Here is a 23,599-nt window from a genome sequence, read left to right on the forward strand (position 1 = left end):
TAGTATTTATAGGTTGAATTTCATATTCTAGTCGCGCTCTGGGTTTTCTTCTTTTAGCTAAGCGATTATGGCTGTAAATAGCAACATCTTCTTCGCGAGCAACCGCGCTCATTGCTTACTGTCCTAAACCGTTAAAAATGGAAAAAACGCCTAAATAATAAAAAACAATTTTTGGGTACGTTGCAGTTACTATATGAATTCGACCCTAATAACAGCCTCAATGGAGAACACATGCATCAACTTAGACGCCTCACTTTTAGCGCTATGGTATTTTTTTTCAGTTGTCCGATACTGGCCGCTTCTAATGTGATAACAAACGAACAAAAACAAACTGCTAACGACCTTATAGACACTGCGCTGAAAAGTGACTTAGGTATGGAAATCGTGACATCGCTGACAACAGAAATAGGCCCTCGATTGGGAGGCTCTGAAGCTGAGAAGCGCGCGAGAGACTGGGGAGTAAAATTAGGTGAACGTTTGGGATTCGACAACGTCAGTATCGAACCATTTACGATGCCTTTTTGGGATAGAGGTCATTTACACATATCGCTAACCTCTCCTTATCAGCAGGATTTATACGGCACCGCGCTAGGTGGTGGTGCGCCATCAAAAGAAAGTATTGACGCCGATGTAGTATATTTTAGAGATATTCACGCGTTATCAGATATTAAGGATGGCAGCCTTAGCGGAAAAATTGCTTTTGTCGATGGCGACAAAATGGTTAAGAGCCAAACTGGCGCAGGTTATGGCCAAGCCAATCAACGTCGTAGAATTGGCTGGCAACATGCGCAGCGTGGTGGCGCTAGCGCATTGGTGGTTCGCTCTGTGGGCTCAGACTCACATCGATTCCCACACTCAGGGATGATGAGTAAAGACGGTGACAAATGGGCAGATATTCCTGTTATCGCTATCTCAAATCCTGACGCAGATCACCTTCGCCGCTTACACGGTTTAAGCAAACCTATAAGCCTTTCATTGCACTCAGAATCAAAATGGAAAGGCGAAGTAAAAAGCGGAAATGTTATTCTCGATTTAGTAGGAAGTGAGAAGCCTGAAGAGATCGTACTTATTGGTGGCCACTTAGATAGCTGGGATTTAGGAACTGGCGCAGTTGACGATGGTGCTGGCGTTGCTATCACTACCGCAGCGGCCGCGTTAATTGCTAACTTGCCTACTCGCCCCAAGCGTACTATTCGGGTGGTGATGTTTGGTGCAGAAGAAGTGGGGTTGCTTGGTGCATTCGCCTATGCGAAACAACATGATGCGAACTTACAAAACCATGTTCTGGCAACCGAATCTGACTTTGGTGCGCAAACCATTTGGCAGTTAGTATCAAACGTCAATCCAGAAGCTACCTTGCTAATGGATGAAGTAGGAAAGATATTGTCCCCTCTTGGCATAGTGAGAGGAGGAGCAGATGTACCTGGCGGTGGTCCAGACATCATTCCCCTAGCTAAAAAAGGGGTACCGACCATTCGATTGAACCAAAATGGACAGGATTACTTCGATTTGCATCATACGCCAGATGATACGCTTGATAAGATTGAGCCAAATGAATTAGCGCAAAATATTGCCGCTTACGCAGCAACTATATATTTAATTGCTGATTCAGACGTGGCATTAAAGCCTTAATATGGCATAAGCGGGTCAGGACTGAGCTAGTACAACTGAGCTACTCTCCTGCCCGCTTACATTCGCGCTTTAACTCTCATCAATCTTGTTCAACAACCTTTCACGTCTACCTACGTAAACGTCATAGCCATCGTAATCCGAAGAAGCTAGCGCTAATGCCTTATTCACCTGCTCCAGTGCCTTTTCAAACTGGCCTGACTGCTCATAGCCATAGGCAAGACCATTGTATGCATCCGGCGCATTGGGATAACGTTCAATACCGTACTGAAATAGCTTTATAGCTTCATCGAAATCTTGTTCTGACACGAAGTGATAACCTAATTCTCTTATTACCCATTCCGCCGCTTCGATTTTCTCGCCTCGTTGCTGTGATACAACATCGTAATACTTTTCAATCGAGCTCAAATCACCATCATAGTCTTTCGGACGCATATACTCTGAGTAAAACAAACTGTAATACGCTTTAAAACTTGCTGCATTGGTCACAAGGTTATGAGGAACATCACTAAATACGTCGTTATGCCAGCGCAGTCCCTCAGGCTTGTTTTTACGGATATCTGAAATCATCGCATCGTAATAAGGGCGCATGGGCGCACCTTCATTGCCAATAGCGGTATAAAGGTAATGATCGAGCTTTTTATTATTCTTTAAAAACTCAACCGTAGTCTTTGCCGTTGCGCCATTTGCCCACCATACCGCAGCACTGTAAGTTAAGGCGGCATTGAACAATTCAGGCTCTTGCTGCATGGCATACAATGAGAAAGCGCCTGCAGCCGAAGCACCTGCAATAACTCGAAAATCATGCACACGATACTTACTTTCCACCATCGGCATCAGCTCTGAAGTGATAAATTGTAAAAACTTAGCACCGCCGCCGCCATAACCCACAGGGCCGTTGGGATCTTTATTTACGTTAGGGTATAAATCCCGAAGACGGTCAGTGTTTTCGATTGCCACTACAATAACTTCTGGCGCCGCCCGCTGAGATTGCAAACTCTCTAAAACTGCATTTAGCATGACGAGGGTAGTCGCACCATCAAGGCGATAAATAATGGGGTATTTTTTATTAGTGTTTTCAGCATAGCTTTTAGGCAGCTGTACAACCACTGTCCGCTCTTCTGATAAAACCTTCGATGTTAGCTTTTCGGTAATTAGGGTGTAACTGGGACTTTCTGTTTCATCTTCTATAAAAGTATCTTGCCCATAAGAAATTGGGCTTATTGATAGTAGAAACAAACATAAAATCTGTATTTGTTGCAGCGCCATGAAAGTTAAGTCCTTTTAATGCGTTATGAAAATTTACGCTATTTAATTACGTTAACACAAAATCATGGACTGCGGAAAAAGGTGCGGAAAAGGAGGCGGAAAAGGCCCCGCAAGAAGACAGCACTGAGAGCCGGCTCCCCCCAGCCGAGCGACTTTTCATTTGAGCGGGCTGGACGCTTGAGCCACTTGCAAATAAATGATTAATCATTAACCTATCTATTAAGTGAATAAAATAGTGAGTGTTGAGCATGAGACCTGAATTAATCTTTTTACTGCCCTTGGCGTTGATGATTGCCGCTTTTTTTTACGCTAAGCACCACCGTAAAACTTCAAAGAAGCCTTGATAAGGTACACTGTGATGGTGAAAGCTGTAATCGAAACTGTTTAAAGCCTAATGCTAAATTGAAATGATCCCATATAGCTTGGCTCTTTACGCTAGGCGCTTTAACTAGCTGCCACTGAAACCAAAAGCGAAATCATATTATTTACAGAGGCTAAGCGTTTTCCACTGAGCGCCTAGCCAGAGCGCGGATGCTTCGATTTAGCTTTGTGTTGATACATGCGTTTATCTGCCAATGATATGCATTCTGCTGGCATACTAGTTTCAAGGCTTGTTGCAATACCAAAGCTAACGCCCGCATCACTCCACTGCTTACCAAGATCATTAGACACCTCAGACATAAGTGCCAATGCTTTCTCGGCAACATCTTGCGTGGCCATGGCCGAAGGAGCTTGTAGTACGCCCACAAATTCATCGCCTCCAGAACGGAAGACGTCTCCTATTGCATAAAATGACTGTTGTAGCAGACTCGCCGTTTTAATAATCAGTTTGTCCCCTTCATCGTGGCCGTGTTCATCATTAATTCTCTTCAACCCATCCAAATCGATGTAAACAACAACGTAATAGTCAGCCAATTGCTGAACACACTCAGACAAGGAGAATCTGTTTCCTAGCTGCGTCATTGAATCAATTCGTGACATGTATTGGTTTCGATTGAACTCTTTCTGCTTTAATTTAAACCATTCAGTTAAACACAACAAAATGCATAAACAGTCTAACGACAGCGCAAATATGACGATAGACTCAGGGTATGGCAGCTCTCCCAAATATTGGCTGTGGGCGGCAATATAGTAACCAAGTGACAGACTATAAAGCAGATTACCAGCTAAAAAATACTTAGCTCGGAAATCACGCTGCTTAATCATCCCCACCCCCACGGCAATGGTGGTAACTATCCACAGCATAGCCAGGAGATGAGATAACAAATACGCAAGGGTGAATGGCAAAAACCACATGGATATCCCTAGTACCAAGCTCACCACGCCCAATCCATTCAAAAATTTAAACAGTTTTTTATGCTTAGTTTTACATTCAAATAAATCAGACACAAATTGGGCTGCGCATGCTATGGCAAAAGGAAAAAGTAAAATTCCCCAGTAGCTAGAGTTAACCGAAAGCGTGGCAATATCACTTAACATGCCTGAGGCTGCCGTCCACCCAACACCATGAAAGCCTAAGTAGCCTGCACAGGTTATGGCCACACGCTTTCTCGTTCCTGTGTAAATAAGCACGGCGAGTAATGCCAAAATAAGCATTGCTGTAATTCCCGCCAATGAAATACCGTTGTTTACTTTCTGGAATCGATAGAAGTGCTCTTCATCTAAGATGGTGACAGAAACAGGTGTAGGAAATTGTTTAGCGCCGATCACTAACCATAATTCCACACGCTCATCGTCAGTAGACGTATGCAGGGAAATGGCTTGAAAGTGAAGCAAAGGCGGCGTGGCATCATCATCTGACTGAGAGAATACTTGCAACCTAGGGGCAGGCTGATTGCTTGTGGTATATGAGGCTAAGCCGACATCAATAAAATTTGCATTTACTATGACAAAATACTGCCCTTGTCGTGCAATATCGAAAGTGACTTTAGTAAAGTAACTTCCTGATGTTCCACCTAGGGTTGGCATCACCGGTGCTTTTTCGAAAGAGGGCTTTTCATAAGAGGAGTATTGATTAGAGGCATTTTCAAAAACCTCTTCAATGCTCTTGTGAGCATTTAATGATTCGACTGTTGATGCATCAACAGTTTCATCTAGTTGATGCCACAAATTAGCATCAACGACAGTACTTTTCCCATCTACTAATACAATAGCCTGCTTACCAAATACAGGGGCTGCCACTAGCAAAAGGAAAAAATATAAAACACCAATATGAATATAGGAAAGCAAAGTCAGACCTTCTCTGCAGGTTAAAGAGCAACACGACCGTTGGCTATTCAGCTCCTAGCAGAAACCTGCATAATTAGTATACATAACAATAAACATTTGTTTATTTTATTTACGCAATACTCTACTAGGCAATAGCAACGCGGTTGATCTTAAAGCAATTTAGACTTCGCTTCACTTAGCTATTTGGCTAAGCGTAGATACTCTCGACGGTGGTATTAAGTAACCAACGTAAAAATACTTTAGTATCTTTGTTGTTGTGAAATTGAACTGACTTTTGACACTCTGTATCGGTAAAAACAACGTTGAAGTTATTTACTGAGATTGTCGAAATAGGGGGAAGTGTACGGAGCGAAGCGCCGTTAATAGTATGAGACATTTAATTTTTCTTTGTATAATAATGTTGCTAGTTTTTTATTCGTTTTAAAATTCCTTTCAAAATTCTGTTCTTATCAAACCAAAAATAAATAAAAATATTAGTACTGCAGAATTAAAAAAGGCTAAGTAGAAACTTAGCCTTTTGTCGTTGTATTTTAAAGTTCTACTTAAAGAACAACAACGTTTGCAGCTTGAAGGCCTTTTTGACCTTGTTCTACACTGAAGCTTACCGCTTGGCCTTCAGAAAGAGTTTTGAATCCGTCAGAAGCGATTGAACGGAAATGTACGAATACGTCTTTACCGCCACCGTCTTGAGTAAGAAAACCAAAACCTTTATCTTCGTTGAACCATTTAACTGTGCCGTTTACTGTATCAGACATGTTTGTAACCTTATATATTTGAAGTAATTGGTGAAAAATCACCGGATAGCAATAGATTTAACTTACTAGTAACGCAAATGTATATCTATTAAAACTTCGATAAAACTGAAGAATAAAAGGGTACAACGCAGTAGTAGAAAAAGCTTTTAATTATCTAAAGCGGGCACAATGTACATCTTTCAGTCAGGTAAGTCTACCGCTATCTCTAATTTATTTTACTTATTTAAAGGGCCATTGTTATATGTCACTGTATTCACTACGCCTTTAGAGGTGAAACATTACTTCCTCCTCTCGCCTCTCTATTAATAAATAGCCCTCTAACTCGCCCATTAAACCTATCAGCACATATAGCACCACCATATATAGCACCGCCACACACTCTCTCGCCCCGTTTAATCCCAACAACTGACTCCATGCCGGGTAACGGCTTACATGCGTATGTTAATAGGAATAGCTAACTTTATTAGCTAGGCTCTTAAAACGATAGCGCACCTATATTTAAAATATTCATATGAGGCTTTTATGTCACAACATTATTCATTACGCGACAAAGTGGCAGTTGTTACTCGCGGTGGAAAAGGGCTGGGTAAATCTTTAACCCTGCGGTTGTTACAAGAAAACATGAAGGTTGCCATATGTGCATTCACTTAACCCTGCACCTAATCAATCTCAAAAAGCACCAAGTGATGACTAAGATGCTGAGCTAATTCAGAGCGATGAACTCGCGGATATGCTCGTTTATTTGTTGCAACAACCTCGACGTCTTAAAATAAACAATATTGGAATGTGGAGGTTCTAGTTACCCTTTTTTGCTCACCGTTTAACGATAGGCGCTTGCAGCCATTGTATTTGCGCCTTAGTGTCTCATTCCTTTCATATAAATATAGTAAACTGATATATATTACGTTCTTAACATGGACGGGGAGAATCGAATGAGAATGCTACATACCATGCTACGTGTTGAAAATCTTGATGCGTCGCTGCACTTTTATACCCACCTAATGGGCATGAAGCTGCTAAGAAAATCCGAAAACCAAACTTATGAATATACACTGGCTTTTGTGGGTTATGGCGATGAAACTGATACCACCGTACTTGAACTTACTTATAACTGGGGTGACAACACTTACGAAAAAGGGACAGCCTACGGTCACATTGCTATCGAAGTAGACGATATTTATCAGTTTTGTGACAATTTAGAGCGAAATGGCTGTGATGTGTATCGCAAACCTGGCCCAGTAAAAGGCGGTTCAACTATTATCGCTTTTGTAAAAGACCCAGACGGCTACGCCATCGAATTGATTCAAACAAAACAATAAATCTCTTTTAATAAATACAGCGGCCCTATTAATAAGGATATTGCCCTACCATGCTAAAACTTCGTCACGCCTTACTTATATTATCGGTATTTAGCTCGATATTTTTCTCGATTTTCACCAGCCCAGTGCTATTTGCAAAAAACTTTGATGTTATTGCTCATAGGGGCGCTTCAGGGTATCTGCCTGAGCATACTCTTGAAGCCGCAACGCTAGCGTTTGCCATGGGCCCTGACTTTATTGAGCAAGATGCGGTTATTACTAAAGACGGCATTGCTGTAGTATTGCACGATATTCATTTGGAAACCGTCACCAATGTAGAGCAGGTTTTTCCAAATCGTGCCCGTGAAGATGGTCGCTTTTACGCTTTAGATTTCACACTAGCAGAGCTTCGTACCCTGCAAGTTCATGAACGAGCGAATAATAACGGCGAACAAGTTTTCACTAAGCGCTATACAGGCAACATTGCTAATTTTACGGTTGCCACATTAGAAGAGCATTACGAACTCATCACCCAACTTAATCGAGAATTCAATACCGATGTGGGCGTCTATACAGAAGTAAAATCACCAGCCTGGCATGCTGAGCAAGGGGTAGATGCAAGCCAAATTGTGATTGCATCACTAACCCGATTTAATCTATCCAATAAAGATGCGAATAGTTACTTGCAGTGTTTCGACTTCAATGAAATAAAGCGCATTAGAACCGAGCTAAACTATGCCGGTAAAGTCGTACTGCTTATGGGCGAAAACAGTTGGGGTGAATCAACCACCGACTACAACTGGGTTAAAAGTGAGGCTGGTATGAAAGTCGTGGCTAACTATGCTGATGGCTTAGGCCCTTGGTTAGGTCAATTGCTGGACGAACAAGCTATGACAGCAGGAAAAGTAGTACCCGCAGCTTGGGTTGAATTCGCTCATAATGAAGGTTTTGTTATTCACCCTTACACCTTTCGCCAAGATGCCCTACCGCCAGGCATGACAGAAACACAACTTCTGAATACCCTTAAACATGTAGTAAAAGTGGACGGCGTATTTACCGATCATGTTCCACCTGTAAAAGCGTGGCTTGAAGCCCAAAGTGAATAATGGATTGTGAATACGGTTGGCGGTTGGCGGTTGGCGGTTGGCGGTTGGCGGCAAAAATACACCACAACTTACTTACTCAACAAAAAAGCGGCTACTAAGCCGCTTTTTTGTATTGGATTGTTTGTTCCATACCAATGAACAACCTCATTAGGTTTTAGATAACCGCACCACAACCCTTCTATTTTGCGCTCGCGACTCTCGGGTATCGTTATTCGCGATATGGCGTTTTTCGCCGTGACCGGTTAATTGAATTCGATCATCGGGTACGCCAATGGTAGTCAGATAGCTTTTTACTTCATTGGCACGGCGTATTGAAAGCTGTTCATTGTTCCATCGCCCACCATAACTGTCGGTATAGCCATCAAGCAAGACTAACTCTAGCTCGCTATCTTCTTTAAGGTATTCGCCAATCATAGTCAGGCGTTTCTGTGAATACTTGGTCAACTCAGTGCTATTTTTTTGATAAGACAGCACGGTGTAAGCAATGTCATCAAAATTAAAGGGCAGTAAATTAGATACACATTTTGCGAAGTCTCGATACACCATCGAAAAATTGCTGGCGTTTAACGCTACACTTACTTTATCGTATTCGTTGTACCAGTCTTGATAATAAATAGTGGGCCAGAACCCTTTTTCCAGCTCACTTAGCATGGTCCATGCTGCATCTTGAGGAAGGTCGCCGCTATACTGCTTACGCAAAGTCATATCGGCAATTGTTTTTGGCGCTACGCCCGGCATCCACTTCGGTGGCACAGAATAAACGGCAGCCACATCGAAATGATTAGGCAGCAAATACATATCTAGCTCAAATTCCATATTAAGCCGCTTTGACGCCACGCTAGTAAACATGGCATCGCCGTAACCAGGTAAAGGGTGGTTCAAGGTACACTGCAAGCGCGATGCATCAACCACCTCCCAGTTCGAGGTTTCCACGGTCGCAGAATATTGACGCATAGCGCCGCTTGCGACCGTAGAAAAAAACAACGGAATAAGTAAACCGAATTTACGCTTCACAACTGTACCCATTCAACTGATAAAACCAATACCTAACGAAAGGCGCTTACTGAATGTATCGTCCTTAGTGTAGAAAAGTTTAGCTTTCTGTACCATTAATACCAGCAATTTTGTCATCAATTCAGCGTTCTGGGGCCCAACTATGAAAATCAGGCTGGATACCGCGGATTATCCTTGCCATAATCTCAGCACTTTCCGTAGCATTTTTATGTTGATACAGCTGTGTTACGTAACCAAAGAACCTGCTAAGAGAAACTATGTCTGAGTTGCACCATTCCCTTCCTCATCGTTTTAGAGGCTATTTTCCTGTTGTTATAGATGTCGAAACCGCAGGTTTCAACGCAGGTACCGACGCCTTACTTGAAATTGCAGCCGTAACCGTAAAGATGGAAGAAGATGGGCTAATTTATCCCGATCAAACATTTCATTACCATGTAGACCCTTTCGAAGGCGCTAATTTAGAACCTGCTGCATTAGAATTTAACGGTATTGACCCGCACTGTGCATTGCGTGGCGCTATTGAAGAAAGTGAGGCAATGAAGTCGTTGTGCAAAGGTATTCGAAAAGCACAAAAAGATGCGGATTGCCAACGTTCAGTGATTGTGGCGCATAACGCCACCTTCGATCAAAGCTTTGTGAATGCGGCCATCACACGTTGCAACATTAAGCGCACGCCATTCCATCCGTTCGTGTCGTTTGATACCACCAGCCTTGCAGGTTTAACCTTAGGTCAAACCGTATTGGTTAAAGCCTGCCGCGCGGCGGGTATTGAGTTCGATCAGAAAGAAGCCCACAGCGCCCTATACGATGCGCAAAAAACAACAGAGCTGTTTTGCTTTATGGTGAATCGCTACAAAGCATTAGGTGGTTGGCCATTGGCTGATCAACCTAGTGATCCTGATCTGTCTTTTTGATATGAAAACAGCGCCAATTGGCGCTGTTTTTGTTTATTTTGTTGATTGTTTTGTTAATTTTTTTATCGCTTGAATTGTGGGTTATGTTGCTGCGTGTATTGTCGGTTGTTGAATTGATTACTTTATTCGTGGCTTCCCCATAGTTTTACAACCATAGCGCTTTCTATTTGTTCTTTATAGGCACATTGTCTTTAATAACAAGCGTTAAGCACCAAGTTATACATTCATATTCCGCTCATCGTACCAATGCCAACCTTTCAAACTGATTCATTCGATGTGAATACGACTAAATCTCACTTGCATTACAATGAAATAGCAATTATTATCATTTACAGACTTATTTGGAGTGTTTTATGTTTGTATGTATGTGTTACGGCGTTACCGATAAAAGCATACGCGCCGCAGTGCAAGGCAATGGCGTAGGTAACATGCGTGAATTGCGTGAACACATGGAAATTGGTTCACAGTGTGGCAAATGCATTCAAATGACACAACAAATTATCGATCAGACTATTATCGATGACGCTATGTTTAAAGACGTGGGTTAATCTCGACTCTCTTTTATTGTATCCACTCAGGTCTTTTACCCCAGTAATTCTTCTATCCCAGCAATTCCTCATAGTTTCAGTCAAAACATTCTAACTACGCTAGCTTATGTGCTCACATTACTAATCAGTCTACGCTGTATTCCAAACCCAAATAATAGAAAGCACCATTAATGCCTCCAGGTGATGTAGGCGGATATAAAGATCCCACTTCCCCACTAAACGGATTAATGTCTGGCTTTGCATCGAATAGGTTTTGTGCGCCTAACGTGAAGCGCAGAGATGGCGAAAGGTGCCATGCCACTTGTGCGTCTGCGGTTAACGTATCACTACCAAAAATATCCATGCCCGCTGAAGCATCTAAATGGTCTTCGTAGTATTTGCCGTAATAGTTTGCCCGCCACGTAAAATTGAAATCTCCAATATATTGCTCCAACGTTAAACTGCCTCTGTGCGCAGGTAAGTTGTCTTCTAGCATTCTAATACGCTGGGGAGTGAGATTTGGCATTAAGGTTATCTCACCATCAACCATGGTGGGGTACAAGGTCACCCGCTCTACTTGTGTGTCTGTCCAATTGTACGCAAGTAGCAGTGTTTGTTTCCAATCTCGTACCATAAAGTCATAGTGAACCACTAAATCGACACCTTGGGTTTGGGTATCAAAGTCATTGGTGAAAAATTTGGCGGCATTGTATTTCGCCGCATCGTCTCGCCCATTCGCGCTAAGTACTTGAATGTCCGCCTCGGTAAGGGGAATAGCAGATGTGGTACTTATTCTGTCCATTAGACGAATATTGAAATAATCGAGGGTAGCGAAAAAGGTATCACTTACGTGCATCACCACACCTAAACTAAAGTTAACCGACTCTTCTGGAGTAAGCGGTGTTGCACCTAGCTGTTGTGATATCAAATCAGTGGGAGGAAGTGTCGCTTGGTCTTCTAATCCATTAGCACTGTAAGCCGTGGTGACATTAATCACATTACTCTGCCCCACCGTTGGCGCTTTAAAGCCAGTGTTTATAGAGCCTCGAAGGGCAAATAAGTTATTAACCTTATATCGCGTACTTAGCTTGCCATCAAAGGTAGAGCCAAAATCGGTGAAGTGCTCAACCCGAGTAGCGACACCAAACTGCCATGCTTCACTAATAAAAAACTCAAGATCTATGTATACCGCCCAGTTACTTCTGCTCCAGTGCCCCGATGATTGCGGCTGGTAACCTGGAAAACCATTCGAGCCAATACTAAACCCTTGAGACGCCCCCGTACTAGGTTCGAAAGCCAAAGGCCCCGCCGCATAAGATCCCTCATCACCAGATTTCTGAAAGTATGTTTCTCTGCGCCATTCTGCACCTAGAGCAATACTCACTGGCTCTTCGAACACAGTTTGAAATAGCTTCGCAAAATCGAGATTAAACGTGCGCTCCACTTGGCTAACTGAGCCAGGAGAAAAAGAAAGCGGCGAATCTGGCCCGAGTGAAGGATTAACGGTGCCCGATAATCGGTAAGCGATATCTGAGTAGCCAACACTGGCGCTTAAATCCATTGCCCAGCCACTATCTAGCTCGGTTTTTAGCCCCGCAAACACTGAGGCATCGGTAATCGTGCCGCCAAACTGTGGGGTGAAACCGCCAGGAAACCACTCGTTAAAGGCAAAGCAGTTCGCACCAAGTGCTGTGGTGTTATCGGCAATACGCAAATAATCTGGGTTATCTAATACATTCGAATTATCAAGGAAAATGGTGGGGCAACTAATCCCCTGCCCTATACCGTCTAAGTCCCCAACCAGTAAACGGCTTTCGCCCGTTTCCTCGTTTGTGTTAGAAAAAACACCTTCCCGAGTTTGGGGGTTACGATAGTAAAAACCGCCGCTTATTTCTCGATGTGCGTAGGTGGCTAACGCATAACCTTCATAGTTTGGCGCAATCTCCCACCCTGCATTTACCGACATCTTTATATCTTCGTTAACGTCTAAGGCACCCCAAATCTGGGCTGGGCTAGCTATAAAAGTATTTCCCGCATCAATAAGCCCTTGTGCATCATCACGTTGTACCGAACGAGATGTGCCTTGCTGCTGCCTATATTCCACTGTGGCATTTAAAAATCCGTTTTCCCCTAAACTAAACCCTTTATTCGCTTGTAACTGAAATAGCTCACCATCACCTTCTGAATAGGTCCCGGTTTTAAGCGCAATGCTGCCACCTGAATCACTGTCGTCTAGTACGAAGTTAATGACGCCGGCAATTGCATCTGAGCCATATTGCGCGGCAGCCCCATCCCGGAGTACTTCAATTTGTTTTAAGGCATATGCGGGGATAACTGAAATATCTGGCCCCTGAGCGCCGTCAGATAAGCCACCGCCAAGAAAAGTGATCACCGCCGAGCGATGTCTACGCTTACCATTTACGAGCAATAAGGTGTGATCTGATGCCATGCCGCGTAAATTGGCTGGTCGCACTAAACTGGTGGCATCGTTAATGGGCTGATCGTTGACGTTTAAAGAAGGCACCATGGTACTCAGCATCGACAACGCATCGCTGTTGCCTTGAGAGCGCAAAGATTCAGAACCAATAATATCTAACGGCACAGGCGACTCGACCACACTACGTGGAGAGCTTCTAGTGCCTACTACCGCTATACGTTCAAGAGCATTGCTGGTGTCTTCTTCTTGAACCTTTTCTTCGTTATCAACAAGCGTATCTTTGGCGGTTATATCGCTTCGAGAACGAATGCTAACTTGCCCTGCGCTGTCTGTAATTACTGCAAGTTCAGTTCCAGCGAGCAATTTTGATAGCGCTTCGTTAAGGGTAAAGCTACCTTCTAATGAGTTGGTCTTAACAGTTTGAGCCAAATCGAAAGGGAAAAGCAGTGTGGTGTTTGCCTGCTTGGCTAATTCTGTCAGTGCGTCGTCGGCATCCTGGGCAGGAATTGAAAATTGAAAAGCTGTTGGGGGTTCAGAGTCGGATGGCGTAGCGGTTGATTCTTGCGCAGATGCTCGCTCAATAAAACCAACGCATGAGGTTAACACAAGGCAAATGCTAGCATGGCGCATACTATTAACGGTACGCACTACTACACGAGAAAATTTGACCGAACGCAAAAGATGCAAGATGAGAAATCGTACTTATTATTTATATTATTATATTGTCACAATAGTTAAGCTTATGCCAAGTAATACGCTTGCTTAAGCTGCCCCTACCCGCGAGCAACCGATAATTGAATACTGGTATCAGACACTTTTTCGTAATCAATATTAAAGCTGTTTTTTAGCGCTGCAAGCAAGCCATCAATATCACCTACTTTAAAGTATCCAGCCACCCGGCGACTCTTAAGTGATTCATCAGAAATCTGAAAATGTACTTGAGTGTAACGGCCAATTTCAGCAAGCACAGCTTCTAAGCGCTCACCTTTAAATACTATCATGCCTTGCTGCCATGCTAAGTCGTCGTCAATATCGTCTTGCGATAAACTTTCCCGCGCATCAACATCGCCCTTAATCGTAGCCTTTTCACCCGCAAACATTAATTGCCCTTCCCCAGCTACAGGTGCTTTGGAAAATAATGATTGGTTGCCGCTAAAGGCACTAAACCTGTCTTTAACCAGTACTTTTCCGTCTGTGACTACCAGCTCAAACGCATTGTCGTCAACGTATTGCATATTGAATGCTGTACCTACTGCCGTAACTGTATTGTTACCCGCAGTAACGGTGAAAGGTCGCGTAGTATCGTGGGCTACTTCAAAGTGCGCTTCGCCTTTTAGTAATACGATATTTCGAACTTTGTCAGAAAAATCGACGGTAACTCGTGAGTTTGTGTTCAGCAGCAATGTTGAACCATCGGAGAGTACGAGGTTTTTTTGCTCGCCAATACCGGTTTCGATTTTTTCAGCCACATGTGCGACCACATCTGGCTCTTCGAGCCATACACGGTCAACCACAACACCTATCGCAATGGCCATAACTAAAAATGCAGCAGCCACGCTCATGCGAGTTTGAGTAACGATACCCACCCGTCGCTTATTGCGATTATGGGCTTTGGTTTCGGTTTTGTTTTGATAATGAGGGAACAAGCCACTTAATTCGTTAAGCACTGACATATCGTCCCACAAGCTTGCGGCTTCCATCAGCGCTTTGCGGTGATTGGGGCTTTCGGCAAGCCACACATCTAATTGGGCTTTTTCGTCATCGCTGAGTTCGCGATCGAGACGGCTTATCCATAAGCAGGCCTGCTCTTGGATATCTTCTTTACTGGAAAACTGACGAATATTGTTCATGTTAACTACGGCTTATGTCCTGAGTCGCATTACCAGATGTACGCACAGGTGCATCATCTTTAGATAGCTCGGCTAAATATTTCGAGCACAACATTAATCCTTTTGCGACATGCTTTTCCACCGTACTTTCGCTTAAACCAACGAGTTCCGCGATGTCTTTTTGGCGCATGCCATATACTTTCTTAAGTAGAAAAACCCGTTTAACATCCGCAGACAAGGTATCTGTCGCTCGGCAAAAGTGGATGAAACGTTCCTTACTTTCTACATTTTTTTCTAGGCTATAACCCACCAATTCGTGGGGTAAAATATCCATATCATCAATAGGCTGGTTATTTTTATTTTCAGCTCTGGCAATATGGTTTAATGCTAGGTTACGTGCTGTTTTCAGCATGTAAGTGCGTTCAAAACGAATCTCTTGATTCATTTCAGCTTCATAACTTTTAATGAAAGCTTCCTGAACGATATCCTCTATGTCGTCGGCACCCACAATGGAACTTACCGCGCGCATTAGCTTTCCGCGATATTTTAAGAAGGATTCGGTGACTGTCGACTTTCTGGTCATATTAATATTTTAAAGGTGTTTCAAATTGCTTACAGTAGTTTCACCATCATGCCAATTAATTGGCCTTCATGCACGGTGAATTCTTATATTTTTGGCATCTAAAGAAATAAAAGGAGGCGAACGCCTCCTTTTACCTGGTTTCCGTTTTTAGAAAGTGTATACCCCTCTCAGGTAATAGAAACCGCCATTGATGCCGATGGGAGACGTAGTCGGATACAATGAACCTGCAATACCTGCATACTGCGTGTTTTCATCTGGGTACTCATCAAGTGCGTTTTTCGCACCTACGGTAACGGTCAGCTCTTCTGTGAAGTTATAAGCCATTTCCAAATCAACCGTAAATTCTGACCCTACTTTATCAATAGGTAACGCTGAATCTAAGTGATCTTCATAGATGCTACCGAAATAGTTAAGGCGAGCTAGGAAGCGCCAGTCACCATTGGTATGGTTAGCTGTTGCACTGTAGCGAACTGCTGGAAGGTTATCTTCTAACATACGAACACGTTCGGCTGAAATATTATCAGACGCTCTATCTACCGTAGTAGACGTCCAGTTGTACGCGAGTGAGAACTTAGTTTCACCTTCGAACATATCCATGCTGTAGTTTGCTACAACATCAAGACCTTCTGTTGTGGTATCGAAGTCATTCGTGAAGAAGCTAATTTCAGTGAAACTAGATGCATCGCTAATGCCTTGGTCAAGCAAAGTCGCAATATCTTCATCGGTAAGTGCAATACCTGAAGCAGTACTGATTCGATCCGTCAACTCAATGTTGTAGTAATCAGCAGTGATGAATAATCCGTTATCAAAGTCTGCTACTACACCAAATGTAATACTTTCAGATTCTTCAGGTGTAAGCTGTTCACCACCTTTAAGCTGCGAAACTGGATCGGTAGGTGGAAGCGTAGCACGGTCAATTAGTCGGCCGTCTGTACCAAACGCTGTCGTTACGTTGCGTACGTTACTTTGACCCAATGTAGGCGCTTTAAAGCCTGTTGAGAACGCACCACGGAACGCGATGTTTTCAAGTGCTTGCCAGCGGAACGCCACTTTACCTTTGGTAGTATCACCAAAGTCTGAGTAATCTTCGTAACGAATAGCACCCGCTAACATGAAGGTTTCAGTGATGTACGCTTCTGCATCAATGTAGAAAGCAATGTTATGACGAGACACTAGGCCTTGGCTGTTTGCTGCTAAACCAGGGAAACCATTAGAACCGATACCAAAGCCTTGTGAGGCCAATGGACCAATTTCATAAGATGCGTTATCACCGGCAAAACTCTCATAGCTTTCATGACGGTATTGGAAACCACTTGCTACAAACAACGGCTCATATAAGCCAATTTCGAAAGGTTTAGTGAAATCTACGTCAAGGGTTTGCTCTGACTGCGTGTAACGACCAGGGCTAAACTCGAAGGGTGTATCGGGACCTAATGATGGGTTGATAGTGTTGCTGATAACAAAATCAACTTCGTTTTCACCCAAGTTCAAACTTACGTCATAGGTAACGTCGTTTGCTAGCTCACCACGAGTTCCGAATACCAATGACATGTCGGTAACCGTTCCACCGAAGCGCGGTGTAAAACCACCTGGTAGAATTTCGTTGAATGCAAAACAGTCTGGGTTATTAGCCACTTCGTTAATGTAACGTTCGTTGGTTAATACGTTGTCGCCAGGCATGATGTCAGTAGGACAGTTACCTGAAAGGTCGTCGGTTAAGTCACCTACCAACAAAGAACCGTCATCAGCCGCGTAAACACCGCCACGAGTATGTGGGTTACGGTAGTAGAAACCACCTTCCACTTCACGCTCAGCGTAGTTACCAAACATATAGGCTTCTGCTGTGTCACTTAGCTCTAACCCTAAGTTGGCGAAAAGTTTATAGTCGTGCTTAATTTCAGGTGAACCCCAAATTTGCGCAGGGTCTGCAACAAATGTATTACCAGCATCTACTAGCGCAGCCGCATCATCACGCTGAATACTTCTAGAAGTATCATCGGCAGTACGGTATTCAGCAGAAAGGTTAATAAAGCCTTTATCAGATAGAGGCATACCAATATTACCAGACAACTGAATCATGTCACCGTCGCCTTCATAGTACGAGCCGTAGCGAGCTTCGAATGAGCCGCCTTCTGAAGCATCGTTTAATACAAAGTTGATAACACCAGCGATTGCATCTGAACCGTATTGTGCTGCAGCACCATCTCGTAATACTTCAATTTGCTTTAGCGCCGCTGCTGGGATAACAGAAATATCTGGGCCTTGTGCTCCATCCGACAAACCACCACCTAGGAAAGTGATTACCGCTGAACGGTGACGACGCTTGCCGTTTACTAGTACAAGGGTGTGATCTGATGCCATACCACGTAAGTTAGCGGGGCGAACTAGGGTTGATGCATCGTTTATCGGTTGGTCGTTAACGTTAAACGACGGAACAACCGTTTGCATCATAGAAACAACGTCGGTAGCACCCTGATTTTTAAATTCTTCATCAGAGATAATATCGATAGGCACAGCAGATTCGGCAACAGAGCGAGGCGCTGCACGAGAACCTACGATGGCGATTTGCTCATAATCTTCAGCACTAGCTTCTGCTGCATCTTGCGCTTCTTGGGCATGTACTGGCGCAATAGCCATAACAGAAAATGCCGCTGACGCAGCAAGTACGCCTCGAACGTGTTTAGTCAATAAAGACAGAGATGTATTCATAGTGGTTTCCCGGGATGTTCCCCCTGTCACTTTTACGCTTTCATGAAGGTAATAAGTGCAGCGAGTGATAGTTATTTTATACCTTTAACACTGACCATATACTTGTCAGCACCCGTTTTTTATAAGATGTAAACTCTTATAAAACAAACGTTTTTGCACAAAATAATTATTTATTTTCAGACCATAGAGGATTTTGTTTTCTGGCCTGTCTATTAGTATTTACGGGAATTGAAAGTGGTGGGATTTTGCGGGTTTTTAATCAAAAAAGCCGGCTAATCGCCGGCTTTCTAATCTTATTCTTCAGTCTTGTGTTTTTCAGCAGTTTCTTTAATTAACGGCTGTAATTCGTTCTGTTGAAACATTTCCATAATGATATCACAACCACCTACCAACTCGCCGTCTACCCATAGTTGTGGGAATGTTGGCCAGTTCGCATACTTTGGAAGTTCAGCGCGAATATCTGGGTTTTGCAAAATGTCTACATACGCAAACGGTTCACCACAGCCCATTAGTGCCTGTGATGCTTGTGAAGAAAAACCACAACTTGGCAATTTAGGAGAACCCTTCATATATAAAAGAATTGGGTTTTCATCAATTTGTTGCTTAATTCTGTCTACGGTGGATTGTGCTTCAGTATTATCCATCAGGTCCTCTCAGCGGAAAAGTTATTCCCTATAAGTGGGAATGAGCGTGTAGAATTCAAGGGTAAGATTAACATAGTTTCGGTTTGGGGTTTATACCCCGACGTGCTGAATTAATGAAATATATTACTTCGAGTACTAAGGCTGATTGTAGACAGCGTTAATCTCATATAGCCTAATCTCATATAGCCTAATCTCATATAGCCTAATCTCATATAGCCTAATAGTATTGACATGGGAAAAGTGATCTTATATCTCGCCTTGTTATTATTTAGTATAAGAACCCTTTTTAGTATAAGAACACACGTTTTTCTCGTGTTTAAAGCAAATGCTATGCATCACTGTTTTAGGTATATACAACTAGGATTTGTGGGTAAATATTGTAAAGTGGACAAGATTTGTGAATTTTCATAAATTTGTCATTGAGTTATAAGAATTTGCCCCTACATCTATGGCATGCTTTTGCTATTATAAAATAAGCATCTTAGATAAAGTATTTATACAGGCTCGTCGAACAGGCATTGCGAGCTAAAATTAACGTTGTTTAAAAACATTAAACCGACATGGAGACCGATATGGCTTTTGAATTACCAGCATTACCATACGAAAAAAATGCACTTGAACCGCATATTTCTTCTGAAACGCTGGATTATCACTACGGCAAACATCACGCTACTTACGTTACTAAATTAAACGGTTTAGTTGAAGGTACTGATTTAGAAAGCAAAAGCCTAGAAGAGATCATCAAGTCTTCTGAAGGTGGCGTTTTCAATAATGCAGCACAAGTTTGGAACCACACGTTCTACTGGAACTGCTTAAGCCCTAATGGCGGCGGCGAACCTACTGGTGCACTTGCTGACGCAATCAATGCAAAATGGGGGTCTTTTGCAGACTTCCAAGCTGCATTTAACGACAAAGCAGTGAACAACTTTGGTTCTAGCTGGACATGGTTAGTGAAAGCAGCTGACGGTTCTCTAGACATCGTAAATACAAGCAACGCCGAAACACCAATTTCTGGTGACGAGCTTACGCCTGTGTTGACTGTTGACCTTTGGGAACATGCTTACTACATCGACTACCGTAACGTACGTCCTAAGTACCTAGAAAACTTCTGGGCACTTGCTAACTGGGAATTCGCTAGCGCAAACTTCGCCTAGTCAATTTTAGTTATCTGAATTTAAAAACCCGCTAATAGCGGGTTTTTTTGTGCCTATTATTTTTTTAAATAAACCGGCTTTTAAGAAATTCTAATGGCCCTATTTGACTCTATTTAAGAGAAAAAATTCCATTTTTCGTTAGACCGTTCTAGCCCCTCCTATACAAAACTTAACTATTTTTTTTGTTTCTTATTTTTCAATACCGATCTAAGCTGGAATTACGGGCAACCGTTTTTTAAGAGGTATTTATGGGTATTTTCGAACATTACCAAAACCGATACGAAGAACGAAAGCAGGAAGAGTTTACCATTGAGGAGTTCCTTGATATTTGCAAGGACGATGCTGGAGCTTACGCAAATGCTGCTGAACGCTTACTAAGTGCCATCGGCGAACCTCAAATGATAGACACCGCGACAGACCCCGCCTTGAGTCGCATATTTTCAAACCGCGTTATATCTCGCTACCCCGCATTTGATGAATTTTATGGCATGGAAGAAGCTATTGAACAAATAGTCTCTTATCTAAAACATGCCGCGCAGGGGCTAGAAGAAAAGAAACAAATTCTCTATTTACTTGGGCCTGTAGGGGGCGGTAAGTCGTCGTTAGCTGAGCGTTTAAAAGAGCTTATGCAACACGTACCGATTTATACCATTAAAGGCTCTCCGGTAAACGACCATCCATTTTGTTTATTTGATGCTAATGAAGATGGGCATTTACTAGAGCAAGAATATGGCATTCCCAAACGCTACCTAAAAACCATTATGTCGCCGTGGGCGCGCAAGCGTTTGCATGAATACAATGGTGACATTACAAAATTCAAAGTAGTGCGTGTCTACCCTTCTGTACTCGATCAAGTGGGTATTGCGAAAACTGAACCTGGCGATGAGAACAACCAAGATATTTCAGCCTTGGTAGGCAAGGTAGATATTCGCCGATTAGAGCAGTACGCTCAGAACGATCCTGATGCTTACAGTTATTCAGGCTCGTTGTGTAAAGCGAATCAGGGGTTGATGGAATTCGTAGAAATGTTTAAAGCACCGATTAAAGTGCTACATCCACTGCTTACTGCCACCCAAGAAGGCAATTACAACCCTACCGAAGGGTTTTCAGCCCTACCCTTTGATGGCTTAATTTTAGCCCACTCAAATGAGTCAGAATGGCAAACCTTTAGAAACAACAAGAACAACGAAGCCTTTCTAGACCGGGTTTATATTGTAAAAGTGCCTTACTGCTTACGGGTAAGCGAAGAGATACATATTTACCGCAAACTGCTAGATAGCAGTGAACTTAACGGGGCACCGTGCGCGCCAGATACCCTTGAATGCTTAGCTCAATTTACCGTGCTTTCAAGATTGAAAGAGCCTGAAAACTCAAGTTTGTTCTCAAAAATGCGAGTTTACGACGGCGAAAGCTTGAAAGACACCGATCCTAAAGCAAAATCGTACCAAGAATACCGCGACTATGCCGGCGTAGATGAAGGCATGGAAGGGTTATCCACCCGCTTTGCGTTTAAAATACTATCCCGTGTATTTAACTTCGATCATCAAGAAGTCGCTGCCAATCCTGTCCATTTGTTTTATGTGCTTGAAAGACAGATTGAACGTGAACAATTTCCGCCTGATTTAAGTGAGCAATATTTAGAATTTTTAAAAGGCTACCTCATACCAAAATACGTTGAGTTTATCGGTAAAGAAATTCAAACCGCGTATTTGGAATCTTACTCAGAATACGGGCAGAATCTTTTTGACCGCTATGTCACCTATGCAGATTTTTGGATCCAAGATCAGGAATATCGTGACCCTGAAACCGGTCAACTTTTTGACCGCGCGTCGCTAAACGCCGAACTTGAAAAAACCGAAAAGCCTGCGGGAATAAGCAATCCTAAAGACTTCCGTAATGAGATAGTGAATTTTGTACTTCGTGCACGGGCCAATAATGCGGGCAAGAACCCTTCTTGGACGAGTTACGAAAAGTTACGCACTGTGATTGAAAAGAAAATGTTTTCCAACACGGAGGATTTGCTGCCAGTTATTTCGTTCAACACCAAAGGGTCTGCTGATGAGCAGAAAAAGCATGACGACTTTGTGAATCGAATGACGGAAAAAGGCTATACACAAAAGCAAGTCAGACTATTGTGTGAGTGGTATTTGCGAGTTCGTAAAGCTTCATAATGGGCTATTTACTCGTGGTTCACCCTATGACAAGCAGGTGGTTATGGCGCATTTCATCGACCGAAGACTTAATAGTAAAGGCAAAAGCACGGTAAACAGACAGCGCTTTATTAAACGCTACAAACAACAAATAAAGCGCGCCGTTACCGATGCAGTGGGTAAACGTTCTGTTACCGACTTAGACTCCGGCGAGCAGGTAAGCATTCCTACTCGCGATATTTCTGAGCCTGTTTTTCACACCGGCAAAGGTGGCAAGCGAGATATAGTCCACCCTGGTAACGATCAATTCATTGCGGGCGATCAGATAGACCGGCCACCTGGTGGTGCGGGTCAAGGCTCCGGTGAGGGGGACGCCGGTAATAGCGGTGAAGGCGAAGATGAATTTGTATTTTCCATCTCAAAAGATGAATATCTCGATATTCTATTCGACGACCTAGCGCTGCCCAATTTAAAGAAGAATCAGTTCGACAAAGTTATCCAACATGAAACCTATCGCGCTGGGTATCAAACTGACGGTGTGCCGAGTAACTTAGACATTGTTCGCTCTCTTAAAGGCTCGGTGGCGAGACGAATTGCGTTAACCGGCTCTACCCGTAAGCGTATTAGAGAGTTAGAAGAACAGTTAGCCTTGTTAACTGTTGCACCTTCCGATAATGCGCTTGCTATTGAAGAGATTGAAAAAGAGCTTGCACTATTAAAAACTAAAGTGGCTAAAGTCCCTTTTATCGACACCTTCGACTTACGCTTTAAAAACTACGATAAGCGGCCCGTCCCCACAAGCAAGGCGGTGATGTTTTGTTTGATGGATGTTTCAGGCTCTATGGATCAGGCCACTAAAGATGTGGCCAAACGCTTCTATATTTTGTTGTATTTGTTTTTAACCCGTACCTACGAAAATGTTGAAGTGGTGTATATCCGCCATCATACCCAAGCGAAAGAAGTCGACGAGCAAGAGTTTTTCTACTCTCAAGAAACCGGCGGTACCATTGTCTCTAGCGCACTTAAGCTAATGGACGAAATCGTGCGAGAACGGTTCAGCGACGGTAATTGGAATATTTATGCTGCCCAAGCGTCAGATGGCGATAACTGGGCAGATGACTCGCCGCTATGCAGCTCGCTTTTAGTCAATAACCTATTACCAGCCACGCGCTACTTTGCCTACATTGAAATAACCGAACGCCAACACCAAACCCTTTGGCGAGAATACGAAAAGGTAAGTCAGTCTTATGACAACTTAGTATGTAAACACATTCAGTCACCGGATGATATTTACCCTGTATTCAGGGAGATATTTAAGCGTACTGAGCAGTTAAGTACGCAAGGAGGTTAGC

General features: G+C 43.1%; 18 protein-coding genes. 9 read left to right on the top strand and 9 right to left on the bottom strand.

Annotated elements, in window-relative coordinates; translation table 11 throughout:
- The first annotated feature begins 231 nt into the window (after positions 1–231).
- Entirely contained in the window at positions 232–1,632 is a 1,401-nt protein-coding gene (locus Q4561_RS08625; protein WP_303459223.1) for a M20/M25/M40 family metallo-hydrolase, read from the top strand.
- 69 nt (positions 1,633–1,701) lie between these two features.
- Here the strand turns inward: Q4561_RS08625 and Q4561_RS08630 are convergent, their stop codons facing one another.
- The 3 genes from Q4561_RS08630 to Q4561_RS08640 form a co-directional block, all read right to left on the bottom strand.
- Positions 1,702–2,898 (bottom strand): alpha/beta hydrolase-fold protein, encoded by a 1,197-nt coding sequence (locus tag Q4561_RS08630; protein WP_303459224.1) that lies wholly within the window; start codon positions 2,896–2,898, stop codon positions 1,702–1,704.
- Between the two features lie 516 nt (positions 2,899–3,414).
- On the bottom strand, positions 3,415–5,127 hold the full coding sequence (locus Q4561_RS08635) for a diguanylate cyclase (RefSeq protein ID WP_303459226.1): 1,713 nt from the start codon (positions 5,125–5,127) through the stop codon (positions 3,415–3,417).
- A 542-nt stretch (positions 5,128–5,669) separates the two neighbouring features.
- Entirely contained in the window at positions 5,670–5,882 is a 213-nt protein-coding gene (locus Q4561_RS08640) for a cold-shock protein (protein WP_013784966.1), read from the bottom strand.
- Between the two features lie 522 nt (positions 5,883–6,404).
- On the opposite strand from Q4561_RS08640, the gene Q4561_RS08645 reads away from it, so the two are divergent.
- From Q4561_RS08645 to glpQ, 3 genes are all read left to right on the top strand, one after another.
- Complete coding sequence (locus Q4561_RS08645) at positions 6,405–6,533, top strand: hypothetical protein (protein WP_303459228.1); 129 nt, start codon at positions 6,405–6,407, stop codon at positions 6,531–6,533.
- 281 nt (positions 6,534–6,814) lie between these two features.
- Positions 6,815–7,201 (top strand): lactoylglutathione lyase, encoded by a 387-nt coding sequence (gloA, locus tag Q4561_RS08650; RefSeq protein WP_303459230.1) that lies wholly within the window; start codon positions 6,815–6,817, stop codon positions 7,199–7,201.
- A gap of 50 nt (positions 7,202–7,251) precedes the next feature.
- Complete coding sequence (glpQ, locus tag Q4561_RS08655; RefSeq protein WP_303459233.1) at positions 7,252–8,286, top strand: glycerophosphodiester phosphodiesterase; 1,035 nt, start codon at positions 7,252–7,254, stop codon at positions 8,284–8,286.
- A gap of 147 nt (positions 8,287–8,433) precedes the next feature.
- On the opposite strand, the gene Q4561_RS08660 is transcribed toward glpQ, so the two are convergent.
- The gene (locus Q4561_RS08660; RefSeq protein ID WP_303459415.1) at positions 8,434–9,240 is read right to left on the bottom strand and encodes an OmpA family protein; all 807 of its coding nucleotides are present in this window, start codon (positions 9,238–9,240) and stop codon (positions 8,434–8,436) included.
- 317 nt (positions 9,241–9,557) lie between these two features.
- On the opposite strand from Q4561_RS08660, the gene rnt reads away from it, so the two are divergent.
- A complete protein-coding gene (gene rnt, locus Q4561_RS08665) occupies positions 9,558–10,214 on the top strand; it encodes a ribonuclease T (protein WP_303459236.1) in 657 nt (218 codons plus the stop codon).
- A 353-nt stretch (positions 10,215–10,567) separates the two neighbouring features.
- Entirely contained in the window at positions 10,568–10,762 is a 195-nt protein-coding gene (locus Q4561_RS08670) for a (2Fe-2S)-binding protein (protein ID WP_303459239.1), read from the top strand.
- A gap of 124 nt (positions 10,763–10,886) precedes the next feature.
- On the opposite strand, the gene Q4561_RS08675 is transcribed toward Q4561_RS08670, so the two are convergent.
- From Q4561_RS08675 to Q4561_RS08695, 5 genes are all read right to left on the bottom strand, one after another.
- A complete protein-coding gene (locus Q4561_RS08675; protein ID WP_303459418.1) occupies positions 10,887–13,808 on the bottom strand; it encodes a TonB-dependent receptor in 2,922 nt (973 codons plus the stop codon).
- Between the two features lie 143 nt (positions 13,809–13,951).
- Positions 13,952–15,028, bottom strand: coding sequence for a FecR family protein (locus tag Q4561_RS08680; protein ID WP_303459240.1), 1,077 nt, complete (start codon positions 15,026–15,028; stop codon positions 13,952–13,954).
- A gap of 1 nt (position 15,029) precedes the next feature.
- Complete coding sequence (locus Q4561_RS08685) at positions 15,030–15,590, bottom strand: RNA polymerase sigma factor (RefSeq protein WP_303459242.1); 561 nt, start codon at positions 15,588–15,590, stop codon at positions 15,030–15,032.
- Between the two features lie 147 nt (positions 15,591–15,737).
- On the bottom strand, positions 15,738–18,299 hold the full coding sequence (locus Q4561_RS08690) for a TonB-dependent siderophore receptor (RefSeq protein ID WP_303459245.1): 2,562 nt from the start codon (positions 18,297–18,299) through the stop codon (positions 15,738–15,740).
- A gap of 293 nt (positions 18,300–18,592) precedes the next feature.
- A complete protein-coding gene (locus tag Q4561_RS08695; protein ID WP_303459248.1) occupies positions 18,593–18,943 on the bottom strand; it encodes a Grx4 family monothiol glutaredoxin in 351 nt (116 codons plus the stop codon).
- Positions 18,944–19,515: 572 nt separating this feature from the next.
- Here Q4561_RS08695 and sodB point away from each other — a divergent pair.
- The 3 genes from sodB to Q4561_RS08710 all read left to right on the top strand — a co-directional run bounded on the left by sodB (position 19,516) and on the right by Q4561_RS08710 (position 23,598).
- The gene (gene sodB, locus Q4561_RS08700; RefSeq protein ID WP_013784978.1) at positions 19,516–20,097 is read left to right on the top strand and encodes a superoxide dismutase [Fe]; all 582 of its coding nucleotides are present in this window, start codon (positions 19,516–19,518) and stop codon (positions 20,095–20,097) included.
- A gap of 248 nt (positions 20,098–20,345) precedes the next feature.
- Positions 20,346–22,268 (top strand): PrkA family serine protein kinase, encoded by a 1,923-nt coding sequence (locus Q4561_RS08705; RefSeq protein WP_303459250.1) that lies wholly within the window; start codon positions 20,346–20,348, stop codon positions 22,266–22,268.
- Between the two features lie 43 nt (positions 22,269–22,311).
- A complete protein-coding gene (locus Q4561_RS08710) occupies positions 22,312–23,598 on the top strand; it encodes a YeaH/YhbH family protein (protein ID WP_303459420.1) in 1,287 nt (428 codons plus the stop codon).
- Position 23,599: the final 1 nt, after the last annotated feature.

The organism is Alteromonas sp. 1_MG-2023 (assembly GCF_030547075.1).
Classification (GTDB): domain Bacteria; phylum Pseudomonadota; class Gammaproteobacteria; order Enterobacterales; family Alteromonadaceae; genus Alteromonas.